Consider the following 15,111-nt stretch of genomic DNA (forward strand, 5'->3'; position numbering starts at 1 on the left):
CCGCTTCCATCCATGGGGACGCTAGCCCGTCAAGGATAACAGCGCGTTAAGAGGGGCTAGTCGCGGCCTTGTAGCGGGTATAGCCATATTTGCGCGCGCTGCGGGCGAGATGCTGGGCGAGCGCGCCGGCCGCCGGCGACAGGCGCCGGTCCTTGCGCACGCAGATCTTGACGCAGGCCTTCTGCAGGTTGCGGCCGAGCATCGGCACCGCGATCAGGTGTCCTTCGGCGACATCGCGCCGGCTCGCAAAGGTGGTCAACACGCTGACGCCCATGCCGGCCCGCGCGAAGGAGCGCAGTGACGCGATCGAGTTCGTGACCACAGCCGGCTTGAGCGCGACCCCTGTCGTCGTCGCGACATCGTCGATGAGGCGCCGCAGGCCGAAGGTCCGGTCGGGCAGGGCGAGCTGCATCTCGGCGAGCTCGGCGATGGTCGCCGACTGCCGCGTCGCGAAGCCGTGGCCGGGATGCGCGACGACGACGAGCGGGTCGGGGACTTCCGCCAGCGACAGGATGTTGCGGTGGAGGATCGGGTTGAAGGCCACAGCCACATCTGCCTCGTCGTCGAGCAGGCGCTGCACGAGCTGGTCGGAGCTGGCGATCATCACCTCGAAGCTCACCGCGGGATGGGCGGCCGAGAAGCCGGCGAGCGCAGGATAGAGGAAGTCGTCGATCGCACCTTCGACGGTCCAGGCGCGGACATGCCCGCGCTTCACGCCTTGCAGCTCCTCGATGGTGGAGCGCGCATGCTGGACGCAGTCGAGGATGGTGCGCGCGGACTCGAGCACAGCAGCCCCGGCCGTGGTCAGTCGCATGCCGCGTGCCCTGCGTTCGAACAAGGCCGTGCCGTACTCCTCTTCGAGCCCGGCGATCTGGCGGCTGATCGCCGATGGGGCGACGCGCAGGGCGTCCGCGGCCTCGCGTACCGAGCCCTGATCGGCGACCGCGGCAAAGTACCTGTAGCGGGTAAGCGACATCGGAAAGCGCCTCGCGGCCTGACCGTCGGCCGCTCCGAAAGCTAGCCCAGTGTTGCCAAAGCGGCAACGTTCGTTCTGCGATTCCGATCTGGCTGCCCGGCCGAGGCGCCCTCTAAAAATATCGACAGAACGTGGCGAGGAGCCGATCCGATGTATGCGACCCAACTCAGTCAAGACGGCAGCTTCCGGTTCATCCCGGCGGTTTTCCAGTATTCCGGCGGCGTCGTGGCCGAGCCGGGCTTCCAGATCGAGCGGGCGCGGCTGTCCGCGCCGGTTCCGCTGGAGCAGGGCCTTGCGGCGATCGAGGCCCATCTGAAGCGGATCGGCAGGCCGCTGACCGCGTTCTGCTCCTGTGAGCTGCGTTCGCCCGAGCCGTTCTCCGAGGCCGGCTTTGCGGCGCTGAACAAGGTCTATGCTTCGCGGCTCGAGCAGTGGGGGCTGCTCCAGGGCAAGATCAATCCGATCGCCCGGACGAATATCTGCCCGGAGCTCGGCAAGCCTGAGACCGTGTCGCTCCACGCCTTCAGCTACACCGTCGCCGATGCTTCGGCGCGCCCGAGCTTCATCGTCGCCGGCAGCGGCGAGGCCCCGGAAGGCGCTGCGAGCTATGCGGAAGGCACGATCCGGCTGGGCGATGTCTCCGACGAGGGCGTCCGCGCCAAGGCGGAATGGGTGATGGGCGAGATGGGGCGGCGGCTCGCCGGCCTCGGGCGCGACTGGCGCGATGCCACGACGGTGAACGTCTACACGGTCCAGAACATTCGCCCGCTCCTGGCGGACGTGCTGGCCCCGGTCACCGGGAACGGCGCCGATCTGGTCTGGCACTTCTCGCGGCCGCCGGTCGCCGTGCTCGACTACGAGATGGATGTGCGCGGCCTGTCGCGGGACGTGGTGATCGATACGCAAGCCTGAAGACCCGGTCCGGCCAGCTGCGTTGCCGGATCGGGAACGCATCGGCCGGAGCGGTTGCTGCGAGGGGGAGGCGACCGCGCCTTGCCATCGCAGGATCAAATGCCCCGCGCGACCGAAGGGGAGGTCGCAGGGGCGCATTTCCTGACGAGGCTCAGCCCGGAGAAAACCGATGTTGCTTGATCGACGTGCGCTTCTTCTGGCGGGGCTGGCCCTGCCGACCATCGCCAGGGCGCAATCCGACTGGAAGCCGACGAAGCCGGTGCGGCTGATCCTGCCGTTCACGGCGGGTACCTCGATGGATCCGGTGGCGCGGCTGGCTCAGGAGGGGCTCAAGGACGCGCTCGGCCAGACCGTCGTCGTCGAGAACATCGCCGGTGCGGCCACCGTAATCGCAGGCGCCGAGACGCTGAAGTCTCCGCCGGACGGCCACACCATGCTGATGATCGCCAACAGCTTTGCGGCAAACATCACCCTGCGGACGCGGACCGCCGACTGGCAACGCGCCTTCGCCCCCCTCGTTCAGGCGACCGTGGTGCCGCACGTGCTGACGGTGGCGCCATCGATGAAGGTCGATTGGCAAGGCTTCGCCAAGCGCCTGCGCGACGGCGGCACCCCGGTGACCTATGGCTCGCCGGGAATCGGGACCTCGCCGCATCTCGGCGCCGAGCATCTGCTGCGGCTCGCCGGCGGCAAGGCGGCCCATGTTCCCTATAACGGCACCTCGCAGCTCTTCGTCGACCTCTATGCCGGCCGAATCGACTTCGCGCTTAGCAATCTGCCTGACGTCGTCCAGCCTATCGCGGAAGGCAAGCTCACGGCGCTCGCCGTCACCGCCGACAAGCGCGTGCCCGAGCTTCCCGATGTCCCGACCTTCGCGGAGCTCGGCCTGCCCGATCTTCTCTCGGATAGCTGGTTCGGCATCGTCGTGCGCCGCGATACCCCTCCTGCGGCGCGCGCGGCGTTGGAGCGTGCCTGGCTCGCGACGCTTGCGAGGCCGGACGTCAAGGAGCGACTGCAGGCCCTGAGCTTCACCGTGCTGGCCCGGCCCGGGGCCGAATTCGAGGCCGTGATCGACCGCTATGTCTCGACCTATGCGACGATCATCAAGGAGAACGGGATTACCGTTCAGCAGTAGGCAGCAGCGTCGAGGGCTGCATTCGGCAGAGGGGCGAGCCTAGCGCTCAGCGCCGGCGGGCCGGCTCGATCGCCGGCAATTCGTTGCCAGCCGGGCCGGCGGGCGCGACGGCTGCAGTGCGCTCGGTGCTGGCGGCGCGGCCGCGCAGGGAGAGCGCGACAGTCAGGCGCTCGGCGGCCTCCGGCGACATCGCGGCGAGCACATCCGACATCTTGCGCGGGTTCATCTGCTGCACCACCGGGACGAGAACGTCGAGCGACAGCCGATCGAAGACGCGGGCAGCATCCTTCGGCTTCATCGTCTCGTACATGATCACCAGGTTCTTGATCGCCTGGCTCTCCTCGGTATCCTTCTTCTTCGGTCCCTCGACCTTTTCCTCGAGCACCTTGAGGTCGTCGACGCGGCCACCGAGCTTCTTCTCGGCGTTGTCGAGCAGCTTCTCGCGCATGTCGAGCTCGCGCATGCGCGCCTCGATCTCTTCGCGACGCTGGCCGAGACGCTCCAGCAAGGCGCGTTCCGCCGGCGAGATCGGCTGCGCCGTGCCGTTCATCACCCCGGCCTTGTTGTTCGGGTTGCCGGCCGCGGCCGCGTCGCGCTTGGCCTGCTCCTCCGGGGAGAGCTTGGGCGTCGGCGGATCGATCGTGCCGGTGACCATCGGGTCGAGGAAAGTGTCCGGCGCATGGGCGCGGGCGATGATCTTGGCGAGGCCCCAGACCTCCTTCTCTGCCGGCGCCTGGGGCGCTTGCGCGAAAGGCGGGGCGCTGGCCGGAATATGACCGGGAGATGGCTCCGCCGTCCAGGCGAGCACCTTCAGCGCCAGGAGACCCATGGCGCCGAGGATGACCGCAGGGATGAGGCGGGGCGACTGGATCACGCAGCCTGGCCTTCGAGCCGGCGCGCGGCGCGGGCACGGATCGCGGCGGCGGCGTCAGCCGCGCTCGCCATACGCGAGACGGCGGGCTTCTCGACGGGAAGCGGCTCGGCCTTGGGCGCGACCAGGGTGGCGGCGCCGACGATCTGGCCGATGCGGTCCATCACGCCCTGGCCGGCCTCGATCTGGGCGGCGAGGTCGGCGGCATAGCGCTCGGCCGTGCGCAGGCGCTCGGCAAGCGTGCGGTCGCAATCGCCGAGGGTCAGCTTCAGCCCGGCGATGGCGCGCTCGGCAGTGTCGGTGGCGGCGATCAGCGCGCCGATGGTCTGTCGCATCGAGCTTTCATCAGCCTTCAGGCGTTCGATTCTCTTGGCGAGGACGTAGCAGGTGATGATCGTGGCGACGAGCAGGCAGGCGACCAGCGCGTCGGCAATCAGGGTCAGGGTCATGGCGACTGGCTCCCGCTTCAGGCTGTCGGGTTGAGATGGCTGGTGTCGAAGGCCGCCATCGTGGTCTTGGAGCGGCGCAGCGGGCTGACGACCTGGACGGCAATCTTGTCGTCGACGCGGCCGATCCGGCCCTCGCTGACGATGAACTCGCCGCAGCGCAGCGAGGCGACCGATTCCGGACGGGCGTCGAACATCAGCGTGTCGCCGATCTCGAGCTTCATCACCCGCTTCAGCGGCATGGTGCATTCGTGCAGCACGCATTTGACCGCGACGTCCGCCTGCCAGACCTCGGTGGCGAGATGGTTTTCCCAGATCGGGTCGCGGCCGAGCTTCTCACCCATGAAGCTCTCGAGGAGCAGCTCACGGATCGGCTCGATGGTGGCGTAGGGCAGGAGCACGTGCAGCGAACCGCCGCGCCCTTCCATGTCGAAGCGCAGCTCGACCCGGATCGCGGCGTTGGCCGGACGCGAGATCGAGACGAAGCGCGGGTTCGATTCGATCCGGTCGACCTTGAAGGTCACCGGCGAGAGCGGGCGGAAGGCAGCCTCGGCATCGCCCAGGACGACAGCGATCACGCGCCGCAGCAGGCTCATCTCGATCGAGGTGAAGGGCCGGCCGTCGACGCGCGCCGCCGCCTGGCCGCGCTTGCCGCCGAGCATGGTGTCGAGCACGGAATAGGTCAGGGCGGATTCGATGGTGACGAGGCCGAAATTGTCCCATTCCTCGGCCTTGAAGACAGCGAGCATCGCCGGCAGCGAGATCGAGTTCATATAGTCGCCGAAGCGTACCGAGCGGATACCCTCCAGCGTGACCTCGACATTGTCGCTGAACAGGTTGCGCAGGCTGGTGGAGAGCAGGCGGACGAGACGCTCGAAGATGATCTCGAGCATCGGCAGGCGTTCATAGGTGACCGAACCGGAATCGACGATCGCCTGGATGCCGTTGCGGCCACCCTTGCCGTCCTCGCCGGCGGAGAAACCGAGCATCGTATCGATCTCGTCCTGAGACATCAGGCGGTCGATATGGGCTTCCGGTTCGCTCTCGTCGGGAGCGATGTCGGGCATGGCCGCCCATTCCGCGGCCATGCCTTCAGGCGTCAGCGGAAGGTTTTCCTTGGCGGGGTTGTCGAGGTCGAGATCGTCGGAGGCCATGTACGAGGTCGCTTTGCAGAGTGCTTGCGCGAGGGGCGGGCTACTGGACCAGCAGTTCCTTGAAGAGCACGGCGTCGATCTTGGCCGGGTGGACCGTGACGTTGACGCGCCGCAGCAGCTCTTCCTTGAGGCGGTACATGCCGGCCGAGCCTTCGAGATCGGAGGGCCGGAGCTCGCGCATGAAGACCTGGAAGGCGTCCTCGACCCGCGGCAGCAGCGGCTTGATCTGCTCGGCGGCCTTGGCGTCGGCGATTTCGAGCACGACCTTGATCTTGACGATGGGCTGGCGGTCCTGCTGGCCGCCGGCCGAGATGCCGATCATCATGTCCTTCATATCGACGAAGGCGACGGGCTTCTTGGCGGCTGCCGCGGCTTCGGCTGCCGCGATCTGCTCTGCCGAAGGCTTCTTCAGGAAGAAGAACCAGCCGCCGCCGCCGAGCGCCAGCAGCGCGACGGCGCCGACGATCATGAAGAGCTTCTTCTTGCCGGGCTTCGGCGCGCCTTCGGCTCCGGCCTCGCCTTGCTCTTCGCCCTTCTTCGGCTTCTTCGACATTGCGGCCCGCCTGCTTGGAAGGTGGCGCGCGCAGCGGCCGATCCCTTCCCAGCAACCTGACGAATTACGGTTAATACCTCGTTAAGACAGGCAAAATCTGCCGGGTCGTTTCTGCCGCGCAGGCCGTTTCATGCCGCCGCGCGGCGCGTCGCCGCTATCCTATTACTCAAATTATATCAATGACTTGATCGCGGTTAACTATGTTGGCACGGCGGTTGCTGACCTCTTGGCTGCGATTGCCGCGCTGGGGAGCGTCGAGGCGATCGCGGGAAAGATCGGGAGCAGGGGCCGTGGAAAACGCGCTTCTCGTCGGCCTGTCGCGCCAGATGGCTCTGGCGCGGGAGCTCGATGTCATCGCCAACAACGTGGCGAATGTCGGAACGAACGGCTTCAAGGTCCGTTCGGCGCGCTTTGCCGAGTTCATCTCGCCCGGCGCCCGCGCGGACACCTTTCCGTCGTCGGATCGCCGCCTCTCCTATGTGATCGACCGCGGCTCGCCGATCGACCTCTCCACCGGCGCGCTCGAGCGCACCGGCAACCCGCTCGACATCGCGCTCCAGGCCGACAACTACCTCGTCGTCCAGACGCCGCAGGGCGAGCGCTACACCCGCGCCGGCTCGCTCGACATCAACGCCCGCGGCCAGCTCGTCACCCAGTCCGGCCAGCCGGTGCTCGGCGATGGCGGCCCGATCGTCTTCGGCGAGAGCGAGAGCAATCCGCGCATCGCCGCCGACGGCACCGTCTCCTCCGACCAAGGCCAGCGCGGCAAGATCCGCCAGGTGCGTTTCGACAATCCCCGCGCGCTGCAGAGCGAGGGCGACAACGTCTTCTCCTCGACCGCCGCGGCGCAGCCGGCCGGGCCGCTCGCCCGCCTCGAGACGGGGGCGTTCGAGCGCTCCAACGTCAAGGCGGTCGCCGAGATGACCCGCCTGGTCGAGGTCCAGCGCGCCTATCAGAACATGTCGGCCCTGCTCGCCAAGACCGATGAACTGCGTGGCAAGGCGATCTCGCGCCTCGCCGACCAGCAAGCCTGACGCGGAACGGAGACAAGCCCATGCGCGCCCTTCACACCGCCGCCACCGGCATGATGGCCCAGGAACTCAACGTCCAGGTCATCTCCAACAACATCGCAAACGTGCGCACCACCGGCTACAAGCGCCAGCGCGTGCACTTCCAGGACCTGCTCTACGAGCACCACCGCCGCGCCGGCTCGGCGACCTCCGAGCAGAACACCATGGTTCCCGCCGGCATCTCGATCGGCTCGGGTGTCAAGACGGTCTCGACCGGCCGGGTGATGACCCAGGGCAACATGACGCCGACCGAGAAGCAGTACGACGTCGCGATCCGCGGCGAGGGCTTCTTCCGCATCCGCATGCCGGACGGCCGCACCGCCTATTCGCGCGACGGCTCGTTCGATCTCGATGCGCAGGGCCAGCTCGTCACCCGCGACGGCTATCAGGTCGAGCCGGGCATCACCATTCCGAACAACGCGACCAGCGTCAGCATCAACGCCCAGGGCACCGTCGAGGCGACCATGCCCGGCCAGACGGCGCCGCAGCAGCTCGGCCAGCTCCAGCTCGCCCGCTTCGTCAACAAGGTCGGCCTGGAATCGCTGGGCGACAACCTGTTCATCGAGACCGCCGGTTCCGGTCCGGCGATCGACGGCGTCGGCGGTGGCGAAGGCTTCGGCACGCTGCAGCAGAACTATCTCGAGGAAGGCAACGTCCAGGCGGTAACCGAGCTCTCCTCGCTGATCGCGGCGCAGCGCGCCTACGAAATGAACTCCAAGATTATCTCGGCGGCGGACCAGATGATGCAGTCCACCACCCAGATCATCCGCTAGCGCGAGGGATTGCCGCCATGATGCGCTCCATTCTCCTTCTTGCGGCCGTCGGCTTCGGCGTCGAACTTGCGAACGCCGAGCCCGCCGCGCAGGGCTCTGCCGCCCAGGCCGCCGCGCCCGCCGCCGCTCCGCAGGCCGTGGCCGGCAAGCTGCGCCTGCGGCCCGACCTGACGCTCAGCCGCGATATCGTCAGCTTCGGCGACCTGATCGCCGGCCTGTCGCCGCAGGATGGTGCGCTGCCGGCCTTCCGCGCTCCGGCGCTCGGCGAGACCGGCACGATCCAGGTCGCCCGCATTCTCGAGGCGGCCCTCAAGAACGGCATTCTGCGCGAGGCGCTCGACCTCGACAGCCAGGGCCTGGCCCAGGTCGTGGTGACGCGCGCGGCGCGGCGGATCACCGGGCAGGACATCGAGTCGGCGGTGAAGACAGCTCTGCTCGAGCGCTTCGGCTTCGATGCGCGCGCCTTCGCGCTGGTCTTCGACGGCGGTGCGCCGTCGGTCGCGGTCGAGCCCGAGCTATCCGGCGAGATGGTGGCGCTCGAACTGACCTATGATGCCCGCGCCAGGCGGGTGATCGGGCGGCTCGCCGTACCCGGGAGCGCCGCGACGCGGCTGAAGCCGGTCAGGGTCTCCGGGCTCCTGGTCGAGACCGTGGACGTGGTGGTGCCGATGCGTCCGATCGCCCGCGGCGAGACGCTCACGGCCGGCGACGTCATGGTCGAGCGGCGCCCGCGGGATGCCGGCACGAACGACCAGATCAGCGAGATGCGGGCGGCGATCGGCAAGGTCGCCAAACGCTCGCTGCTCGCCGGCGTCGTGCTGCGCGGCGGTGACGTCCAGCGCGAGGAGATCGTCGGCCGCGGCGAGATGGTGACGCTGGTCTACGAGGCGGGCGGCGTGCTGATCAGCATGCGCGGCCGGGCTAACGAGGCCGGCGCGATGGGCGACGTGATCTCCGTCACCAACCCCAATTCGAAGCGGGTGCTGCAGGGGACCGTCAGTGGGCCCGGCCGCATCAATGTCAGCCCTCCCGGCGGCGGCCATGTCGCCGCGGCGCGCTGAACCCTGAATTTCAAAGTGCGGATCAAGATCATGACCCGGAACAACCCGATCGCTCTCCCTGCCGTCCTTGGCCTCGGCCTGCTGCTCGGCGCCTGCGGCGCCGCCGACAGGCTCGCCAATGTTGGCCAGGCGCCCGCGCTCTCGCCGATCGAGGACCCGACGGCGAGCAAGGGCTATAAGCCGGTGCAGATGCCGATGCCGGCGATGGAGCACGCCTCCTATGCGCCGAACTCGCTGTGGCGGACCGGCTCGCGCGCCTTCTTCAAGGACCAGCGCGCCCGGCAGGTCGGCGACCTCGTCACCGTCAAGGTCAAGGTCACCGACCGGGCCCAGCTCGACAACACCACCAAGCGCAGCCGGAAGAACGGCGAGGATTTCGGCGCCGCCCGGATCATGGGGTTCGAGAACAAGCTCGACAAGTTCCTGCCCAACGGCTCCAGCGCCGGTGAACTCCTCAAGCTCGACTCCGAAGGCTCCAGCGAGGGCTCGGGCTCGGTGCGCCGGGCCGAGCAGCTCGCCACCAATGTCGCCGCCGTCGTCACGCAGACGCTGCCGAACGGCAATCTCGTGGTCGAGGGCAAGCAGGAGATCCGGGTCAATTTCGAGGTGCGCGAGCTGATCGTCGCCGGCGTGATCCGGCCGGAGGACATCGAATCCGACAACACCATCGAGTCGGCCAAGATCGCCCAGGCCCGCATCGCCTATGGCGGCCGCGGCCAGATCACCGATGTGCAGCAGCCGCGCTACGGCCAGCAGGTGATGGATATCCTGCTGCCGTTCTGAGGACCTCTCCCGGACAAGTGGAAACCGGCTCTCCGAGACGGGATAAGCGAAAAGCACAACCATCCGAGTTCCCGGCGCGACGGCGACGCTCCCCACGTCCACGCCCCGCGCCGGCCGGCGGTCTCTCCCGAGCCGCCGATCCTCCCGGCCGCCCGCCACGCTCCCCAAGCTATCCGGCTGGCGGCCAGAAGCCCCGCGCCCTCCCGCGCGGGGCTTTTCTCACGCGAGAAGTGATGGCGAAATGCCCAGGTTGGGCCGCCAGCGGACACGCAGGTTGTCGAGCCAGCGCGCGTAATCTAAGGCTCGCCGCTGCTCATCATGGCGGCGCAATGACCCAAACTGCTGGACCGAATGGCGTTTCCGTCGGGAACTTTGCCGCTGCATTGTTTCTTGCGGTGATGTGGGGCGTTTCGATCCCCGTCACCAAGCTCGGCTTGCTGACGATCCCGCCTCTCACCTTGACCGGACTGCGCTTCCTGATCGCCGTTCCGCTGATGTTTCTGCTTGCCGTGGGCAGGCAAGGCCTTCCGCTCAGGGCTTTCCCGCGGGTCGCCGCGCTCGGCGTCCTCGGTATCGGCATCGGGCAGGTGGCCCAGAGCTTCGGCGTGGCCGGGACCTCCGCTTCAATCGGAACGACGATCTCGGCTGCGATTCCCGCCTTCGTCGTCGTCTTCGCCGCCATACGCCTGCGCCAGCCCGTCACGCTGATCCAGGGCATCGGCATCGTCGCCGCGTTTGGAGGCATTGCTCTCGTCGCCGCCGGTCGCGGCGACGGCAATTCGGCTGCAACCCAAACCAGCCTGGCTGGTGCAGGCCTGGTGCTGCTCTCGACCCTGACGATTGCCTTCTACTATGTCTGGAGCGTCGAGCTTTCCGAACGCTATGGGACCGTCGTCGTCGCGGCATGGAGCACCTTGTTCGGTTTCCTGGCGCTGGCGCCATTCGCCGTTTGGGAGGCATTGAACACCCCGTTCGCCCTGACGGCGGTCGGCATCGGCTCCGCCCTGTACCTCGGCGTGATGGTGACCGTAGCCGGCCTGTTTCTCTGGCTCTATTTGCTGCGAACGCTTCCCGCCCGAGTGGCTGCGAGCGTCCAGTATCTCCAGCCGATCGTGGGCGTTGCGGTCTCCGCGCTGATGTTCGGCGATCAGCTCGGGCCACTCTTCATCTTCGGCGTCGGTCTCGTGCTGACGGGCCTCACGCTCACGGTCGTCAACAAGCGTACTGCGTGAACGTGCCCGCAACGGCTCGAAAGCCGACGTTCATCAAACAAGGACAACCTGACGAGCGCGCGCGAATAGCGGTCGTCTGACTTCGCCCGAAAGCGGACGTACGTGAAAGAGGTTGTCGACCCAATCAACTGCTCGTACTTGCTTGCCTCGCTGGCGCTCTCGAGATCGTGCCTCGGACCGGTTCGATCCGAGCCCAGGGCATAGAGCGAGGCTTTTCCGGCCAGTAGGCCGTTTGTACAACCCGACGCGGAGGACTATACTCATCGAGCTGGATCAAGCACCTCCGAGCCCAGATGTGGGCTGATGCGCGCCCAAGAATAACAACTCTGTTTTCGGCGACTTCAACAGGAGAGTAACAATGATCAAGTTGTTCGCCGTTGCCTTCGCATTCGTCTTGGCGTCGTCGGCGCAGGCGATGCCGCTGGCCCCACTCCAACAGCCGGACGGGATTGTCATGCAGGTCCGCGAGGCATGCGGGCCGGGTATGCGCCGGACTGCGAATGGTGCTTGCCTCAGAACTCCCGCCCGACGTAGCGCCAGCAGGTGCGCTCGTGGCGTGACCTGCTAACGTCGGACGGCTGCTGCGGACCAACACGGCGACCGCCTCGCCAATCCGACGGGACCGACATCCCTCGTTGCCAGCGCAGCGGTGTCCCGATTTCGTCACGCCGACCATTGGCATGGTGCGGGCGCTCGGCAGGCTGGCGAGACTTGGCCGCCCGACGGGCCTCGGGCGATCGATCTGATCGGCCCCGAGACGACATCACAATCCGCCGCCCGTTCAGCCGTTGAAGTTCTTGTTCGCAAGGACACGACAAGCCGCCTGATGTGACGAATGTCTCAGTTGGGTGGAGAGCGGTCTTCGCGTATCGCAAAGACCGCCCTCTTCTCTTAGGTCGCGTCGAACCCGGCGTGGAATGCGACTTCGCCCTTTGGCGCAATGGCCGTGAACACCAATCGCTGGAAATACTCGGGCGGCACGTCACCATACCGGAGTTCAGGATCACTCATGAACCCGAAGCGGCTGTAGTAGGCGGGGTCGCCGAGGACGACGCAGCCTTGCGCGTTCAAGCGTCTAAGTCGGTCAAGGCCATCGCGGATTAAGGCCTGGCCGATGCCTTTCCGCTGCTGATTGGGCCAGATCGAGACCGGGCCAAGGCCATACCAGCCCTTCGCCGTGCCGTTGACCTTAACTGGCGAGAACGCAACATGGCCGACGATCTCGCCGTCCATGATGGCGACGAGGGAAACGGTCAACGCTCCTGCTTTCCGCAAAGCCTCGACGATCGCGGCCTCGGTCTGACTGCTATGGAGCATGTCCTTGAATGCGGCAGCTGTCAGGCTTCGGATCGTGTCGGTGTCTTCTGGGCACTCCAAACGGATTTGCATGGAAGTCTCCTATCGTTGTTCAGCGATTGTCAGTTTGCGAGCGCACAGCTTCCCGGCCTCGCCGCGAGACGCGGTAAGGACTGGAAGCTCGGGACTCGATCAGGCGTTTGCGATGCAGTCTTGCGAAGACCTCAAGCGTGCAGTCGGTCAGCAGGTGACCGTCTCGCGTGAAGCACTCGATATGAGAAATCCTGCCGTTGTCGCAACGTTGATGACGGATGAAGCCGCCTTGGGCGAGCACGTGAAGCACGCGCTGCTCGCTCCGCGAAATGTTCATTCTGGTGAGCCTGTGATAGAATCCATGACAAGCATCAGCATTGGGCTCTACGCTGCGCGCAGATCCCTCCCGAATGCTTCGACATGTCTCGTCAATTCGAGACGGTCAGCGGATTCTCACAAGCTCTAACATGGACACTTCCCATGCGTCGTTCAGACAGACGCGACCCTTCTTAGTTTCCTCCGTAGGGTATGGCAATGCTGTGGCCGCATCAGTGTTGGCTTCCATGCCGTCACAGGCCTATGGCCGAACCCGTCGACTCGGTGGCGCGGCATCGGCTCGTTTCGCCTCCTCAAAGGTCCGCGACGGGTCGAAAGCAGAAGCTCGGCGGCACAATCCCGTTCATGCCGACGCCCGCCTATCGCTGACATCGACGCACTGCCCGACGGCCGACCCGGTGGCTAGCACAGATGGCCGCGCCTTTCGCGGTCATCTCGCCCTATCCAAGCTCATCTGTGGAACAGGGGCATTGGAATTGGCCCCGCGCGAGGATCGGGCTCGGGCGCGAAGATCGCGACGGCCCCCGGATGAACCTTGAAATGGGCGGGCGTCGCCGTGACGATCTCGCCGTCGGTGTTCACCGGCATCGGCCGCTTGGTCAGGATGTCGAACTCGACGCAGCGCGCGGTGCGCACTTCCTGCCAGGCTCCGTGCGTGCCCGACCTGAAAGACCGCAACATCAGCGCCAGCTTCCAGAGGTTCTTGAGTTCGAGGCTGTAGAGATCGAGATGGCCGTCATCGATCTCGGCGTCGTCCCGGACGACATTTCCGCCGCCATAATGCCTGCCGTTGCCGATCGCGATCTGGAAGGTGTCGACCTCGGTCGTCCGGCCCTTCTCGGTGATCGTGGCGTGAAAGCGCGAGGCCTTGGTCAGCACCTTCGAGGCGGCGAGCGCATAGCCGAGGCGCCCGAAGCGCTTCTTCAGCGTCGGATCGAGGCCTTGCGCGAGCTCGCTGCTCAGGCCGATGCTGGCGACGTTGAAGAAGGCGTGGCCGTTGACCGTGCCCATGTCGATGCGGCGCGTCTGCCCTTCGGCGATCACCCGCGCAGCCGCGGTCAGATCCATCGGGATCGCAAGCGTCCGGGCGAGGTCGTTCGCCGTCCCCATCGGCATGATGCCGAGCGGCAGGCCGCTCTCCATCACGGCCATCGCGCCGGAGGAGATCGAGCCGTCGCCGCCGCAGATCACGATCAGATCGGCGATGCTGCGCAGCCGCACGATGTCGCGCGCGATCTCCGGCAGGGCCTCGAAGGTCTCGATCGTGACGTCGACCCCGGCCTGCTCCAGCTGCCTGAAGGGACCGTCGAGCGATTCCTGCCCGCGCCGCGCCTTCGGGTTGCGCAGAACAAGGGCGCGTTTGCGTTCAGCCTGCTTCATCGGGACCGTTCTCGTGGCGGGGCAGCCGGGCTCACTTGGGAGTGCAGGCGCTCGGATTCAATCGCCGCGGAGGGCATGCAGCGTGGCTGCCTACGCCGGCGCTCGCAGGCCCAAGACCGGTGAAGCGTCGCCTCACGCCTCCATGTCGGTGATGGCAGCAGAGTTTCCGCGTGCCTGCCGCAGCGCGCCGGCGGACTGGCGGACCATCTCGGAGATCTCGAGCAGTTGCCGCGCCAGCGGGCTGGTCTTGCGCCAGACCATACCGATGGTCCGCGAGGGTTCCGGCGTGCCGAAATGGGTGACCGAGACCGAGGCCGAGCGCGTCTCGACCGACACGGCCATCTCCGGGATCAGCGTGACGCCTAGTCCGGCATCGACCATCTGCACGAGCGTCGAGAGGGAACTGGCATCCAGAAGATCGCGCGAGGCTATCGTGCGCGGCTTGGCATTGCAGAACGAAAGCGCCTGCTCGCGAAAGCAGTGGCCTTCTTCGAGCAGCAGCAGCCGCATCTCGCTGAGCGCCTCGGGAGCGGGGGGAGGCTTGCCTTCGTCCTCGCGCGGCCGCACCAGGACGAAGCGCTCGGTGAACAGCGCGACCTCGGTGAGCGAGGGTTCGGAGACGGGCAGGGCGACGATCGCCATGTCGAGCCGGCCCTCGTTCAGCTCCTGGACCAGTTTTGGGGTCAGCGTCTCGCGGACATTGAGGTCGAGGCCGTCATGCATCCGGGTCAGGTCGCCGATCAGGCCTGGCAGCAGATAGGGCGCGACCGTCGGAATCACGCCGATGCGCAGGCGCGTCAGCTGCCCATCCCGGGAGGCGTGCGCATAGCTTTCGAGTTCGTCGAGCGCGCGCAGGATGTCCCAGGCCCGCGCCCCGATCTCCTCGCCGAAGCTGGTCAGCCGGACCTGGCGCCTGTCCCTTTCGAAGAGCTCGGCACCCAGTTCCTCCTCCAGCGCCTTGATCTGCTGCGACAGTGCGGGCTGCGAGATGGCGCAGGCTTCCGCCGCCCGGCCGAAATGGCCGTGCTGCGCCAGGGCCTCGAAATAGCGGAGCTGCTTGAAAGTCAGATTTGTCATAATCCCAACTTATCGTCGTGATC

At 66.7% G+C, this 15,111-nt stretch carries 16 protein-coding genes; 7 read left to right on the forward strand and 9 right to left on the reverse strand.

The window, feature by feature from the left end:
* Nucleotides 1–46: 46 nt before the first annotated feature.
* A complete protein-coding gene (locus DK26_RS12285; protein ID WP_066472372.1) occupies nt 47–976 on the reverse strand; it encodes a LysR family transcriptional regulator in 930 nt (309 codons plus the stop codon).
* A gap of 150 nt (nt 977–1,126) precedes the next feature.
* Between DK26_RS12285 and DK26_RS12290 the strand changes: the two genes are divergently transcribed.
* Together DK26_RS12290 and DK26_RS12295 are read left to right on the forward strand one after the other, a co-directional pair.
* Entirely contained in the window at nt 1,127–1,888 is a 762-nt protein-coding gene (locus DK26_RS12290; RefSeq protein ID WP_066472373.1) for a hypothetical protein, read from the forward strand.
* A 169-nt stretch (nt 1,889–2,057) separates the two neighbouring features.
* Nucleotides 2,058–3,023 carry a tripartite tricarboxylate transporter substrate binding protein gene (locus DK26_RS12295; protein ID WP_066472375.1) on the forward strand — a complete coding sequence of 322 codons (966 nt, stop codon included), beginning with the start codon at nt 2,058–2,060 and terminating at the stop codon, nt 3,021–3,023.
* 46 nt (nt 3,024–3,069) lie between these two features.
* Here DK26_RS12295 and DK26_RS12300 read toward each other — a convergent pair whose 3' ends face one another.
* The 4 genes from DK26_RS12300 to fliL are packed head-to-tail and all read right to left on the reverse strand — an operon-like array spanning nt 3,070 to nt 6,047.
* Complete coding sequence (locus DK26_RS12300) at nt 3,070–3,897, reverse strand: hypothetical protein (protein ID WP_066472378.1); 828 nt, start codon at nt 3,895–3,897, stop codon at nt 3,070–3,072.
* Entirely contained in the window at nt 3,894–4,343 is a 450-nt protein-coding gene (locus tag DK26_RS12305) for a DUF6468 domain-containing protein (protein WP_066472380.1), read from the reverse strand. Before DK26_RS12305 ends, DK26_RS12300 begins: the two co-directional genes overlap by 4 nt.
* Nucleotides 4,344–4,360: 17 nt before the next feature.
* Nucleotides 4,361–5,494, reverse strand: coding sequence for a flagellar motor switch protein FliM (fliM, locus tag DK26_RS12310; protein WP_066472383.1), 1,134 nt, complete (start codon nt 5,492–5,494; stop codon nt 4,361–4,363).
* Between the two features lie 40 nt (nt 5,495–5,534).
* On the reverse strand, nt 5,535–6,047 hold the full coding sequence (gene fliL / locus DK26_RS12315; protein ID WP_066472386.1) for a flagellar basal body-associated protein FliL: 513 nt from the start codon (nt 6,045–6,047) through the stop codon (nt 5,535–5,537).
* Between the two features lie 290 nt (nt 6,048–6,337).
* Between fliL and flgF the strand changes: the two genes are divergently transcribed.
* The 5 genes from flgF to DK26_RS12340 all read left to right on the forward strand — a co-directional run bounded on the left by flgF (nt 6,338) and on the right by DK26_RS12340 (nt 10,966).
* Nucleotides 6,338–7,081 (forward strand): flagellar basal-body rod protein FlgF, encoded by a 744-nt coding sequence (gene flgF, locus DK26_RS12320; protein WP_066472388.1) that lies wholly within the window; start codon nt 6,338–6,340, stop codon nt 7,079–7,081.
* A 20-nt stretch (nt 7,082–7,101) separates the two neighbouring features.
* Entirely contained in the window at nt 7,102–7,890 is a 789-nt protein-coding gene (gene flgG, locus DK26_RS12325; protein WP_066472390.1) for a flagellar basal-body rod protein FlgG, read from the forward strand.
* Nucleotides 7,891–7,907: 17 nt separating this feature from the next.
* Nucleotides 7,908–8,951 (forward strand): flagellar basal body P-ring formation chaperone FlgA, encoded by a 1,044-nt coding sequence (flgA, locus tag DK26_RS12330; protein WP_066472391.1) that lies wholly within the window; start codon nt 7,908–7,910, stop codon nt 8,949–8,951.
* Between the two features lie 30 nt (nt 8,952–8,981).
* Complete coding sequence (flgH, locus tag DK26_RS12335) at nt 8,982–9,734, forward strand: flagellar basal body L-ring protein FlgH (protein ID WP_066472663.1); 753 nt, start codon at nt 8,982–8,984, stop codon at nt 9,732–9,734.
* Between the two features lie 329 nt (nt 9,735–10,063).
* Nucleotides 10,064–10,966 carry a DMT family transporter gene (locus DK26_RS12340; RefSeq protein ID WP_066472394.1) on the forward strand — a complete coding sequence of 301 codons (903 nt, stop codon included), beginning with the start codon at nt 10,064–10,066 and terminating at the stop codon, nt 10,964–10,966.
* Between the two features lie 891 nt (nt 10,967–11,857).
* Here DK26_RS12340 and DK26_RS12350 read toward each other — a convergent pair.
* The 4 genes from DK26_RS12350 to DK26_RS12360 form a co-directional block, all read right to left on the reverse strand.
* Nucleotides 11,858–12,355 carry an N-acetyltransferase gene (locus DK26_RS12350; protein ID WP_066472398.1) on the reverse strand — a complete coding sequence of 166 codons (498 nt, stop codon included), beginning with the start codon at nt 12,353–12,355 and terminating at the stop codon, nt 11,858–11,860.
* A 19-nt stretch (nt 12,356–12,374) separates the two neighbouring features.
* Nucleotides 12,375–12,632: a YjhX family toxin gene (locus DK26_RS28515; RefSeq protein WP_083533162.1), complete on the reverse strand. Its 258-nt coding sequence runs from the start codon at nt 12,630–12,632 to the stop codon at nt 12,375–12,377.
* A gap of 449 nt (nt 12,633–13,081) precedes the next feature.
* A complete protein-coding gene (locus DK26_RS12355) occupies nt 13,082–14,011 on the reverse strand; it encodes a lipid kinase (RefSeq protein ID WP_066472401.1) in 930 nt (309 codons plus the stop codon).
* A 132-nt stretch (nt 14,012–14,143) separates the two neighbouring features.
* Nucleotides 14,144–15,088: a hydrogen peroxide-inducible genes activator gene (locus DK26_RS12360; protein WP_066472404.1), complete on the reverse strand. Its 945-nt coding sequence runs from the start codon at nt 15,086–15,088 to the stop codon at nt 14,144–14,146.
* Nucleotides 15,089–15,111 lie beyond the last annotated feature (23 nt).

The organism is Allobosea sp. WAO (genome assembly GCF_001509835.1).
Taxonomy (GTDB): domain Bacteria; phylum Pseudomonadota; class Alphaproteobacteria; order Rhizobiales; family Beijerinckiaceae; genus Allobosea.

Excerpts from the sequence above, each read along its gene's own strand:
- DK26_RS12340 (WP_066472394.1), top strand. The coding sequence starts at position 10,064 with ATGACCCAAACTGCTGGACCGAATGGCGTTTCCGTCGGGAACTTTGCC.
- DK26_RS12350 (WP_066472398.1), bottom strand. The coding sequence starts at position 12,355 with ATGCAAATCCGTTTGGAGTGCCCAGAAGACACCGACACGATCCGAAGC.
- flgA (WP_066472391.1), top strand. The coding sequence starts at position 7,908 with ATGATGCGCTCCATTCTCCTTCTTGCGGCCGTCGGCTTCGGCGTCGAA.
- DK26_RS12285 (WP_066472372.1), bottom strand. The coding sequence starts at position 976 with ATGTCGCTTACCCGCTACAGGTACTTTGCCGCGGTCGCCGATCAGGGC.
- fliM (WP_066472383.1), bottom strand. The coding sequence starts at position 5,494 with ATGGCCTCCGACGATCTCGACCTCGACAACCCCGCCAAGGAAAACCTT.
- DK26_RS12355 (WP_066472401.1), bottom strand. The coding sequence starts at position 14,011 with ATGAAGCAGGCTGAACGCAAACGCGCCCTTGTTCTGCGCAACCCGAAG.
- DK26_RS28515 (WP_083533162.1), bottom strand. The coding sequence starts at position 12,632 with ATGAACATTTCGCGGAGCGAGCAGCGCGTGCTTCACGTGCTCGCCCAA.
- flgH (WP_066472663.1), top strand. The coding sequence starts at position 8,982 with ATGACCCGGAACAACCCGATCGCTCTCCCTGCCGTCCTTGGCCTCGGC.
- flgG (WP_066472390.1), top strand. The coding sequence starts at position 7,102 with ATGCGCGCCCTTCACACCGCCGCCACCGGCATGATGGCCCAGGAACTC.
- DK26_RS12360 (WP_066472404.1), bottom strand. The coding sequence starts at position 15,088 with ATGACAAATCTGACTTTCAAGCAGCTCCGCTATTTCGAGGCCCTGGCG.
- DK26_RS12290 (WP_066472373.1), top strand. The coding sequence starts at position 1,127 with ATGTATGCGACCCAACTCAGTCAAGACGGCAGCTTCCGGTTCATCCCG.
- DK26_RS12295 (WP_066472375.1), top strand. The coding sequence starts at position 2,058 with ATGTTGCTTGATCGACGTGCGCTTCTTCTGGCGGGGCTGGCCCTGCCG.
- fliL (WP_066472386.1), bottom strand. The coding sequence starts at position 6,047 with ATGTCGAAGAAGCCGAAGAAGGGCGAAGAGCAAGGCGAGGCCGGAGCC.
- DK26_RS12305 (WP_066472380.1), bottom strand. The coding sequence starts at position 4,343 with ATGACCCTGACCCTGATTGCCGACGCGCTGGTCGCCTGCCTGCTCGTC.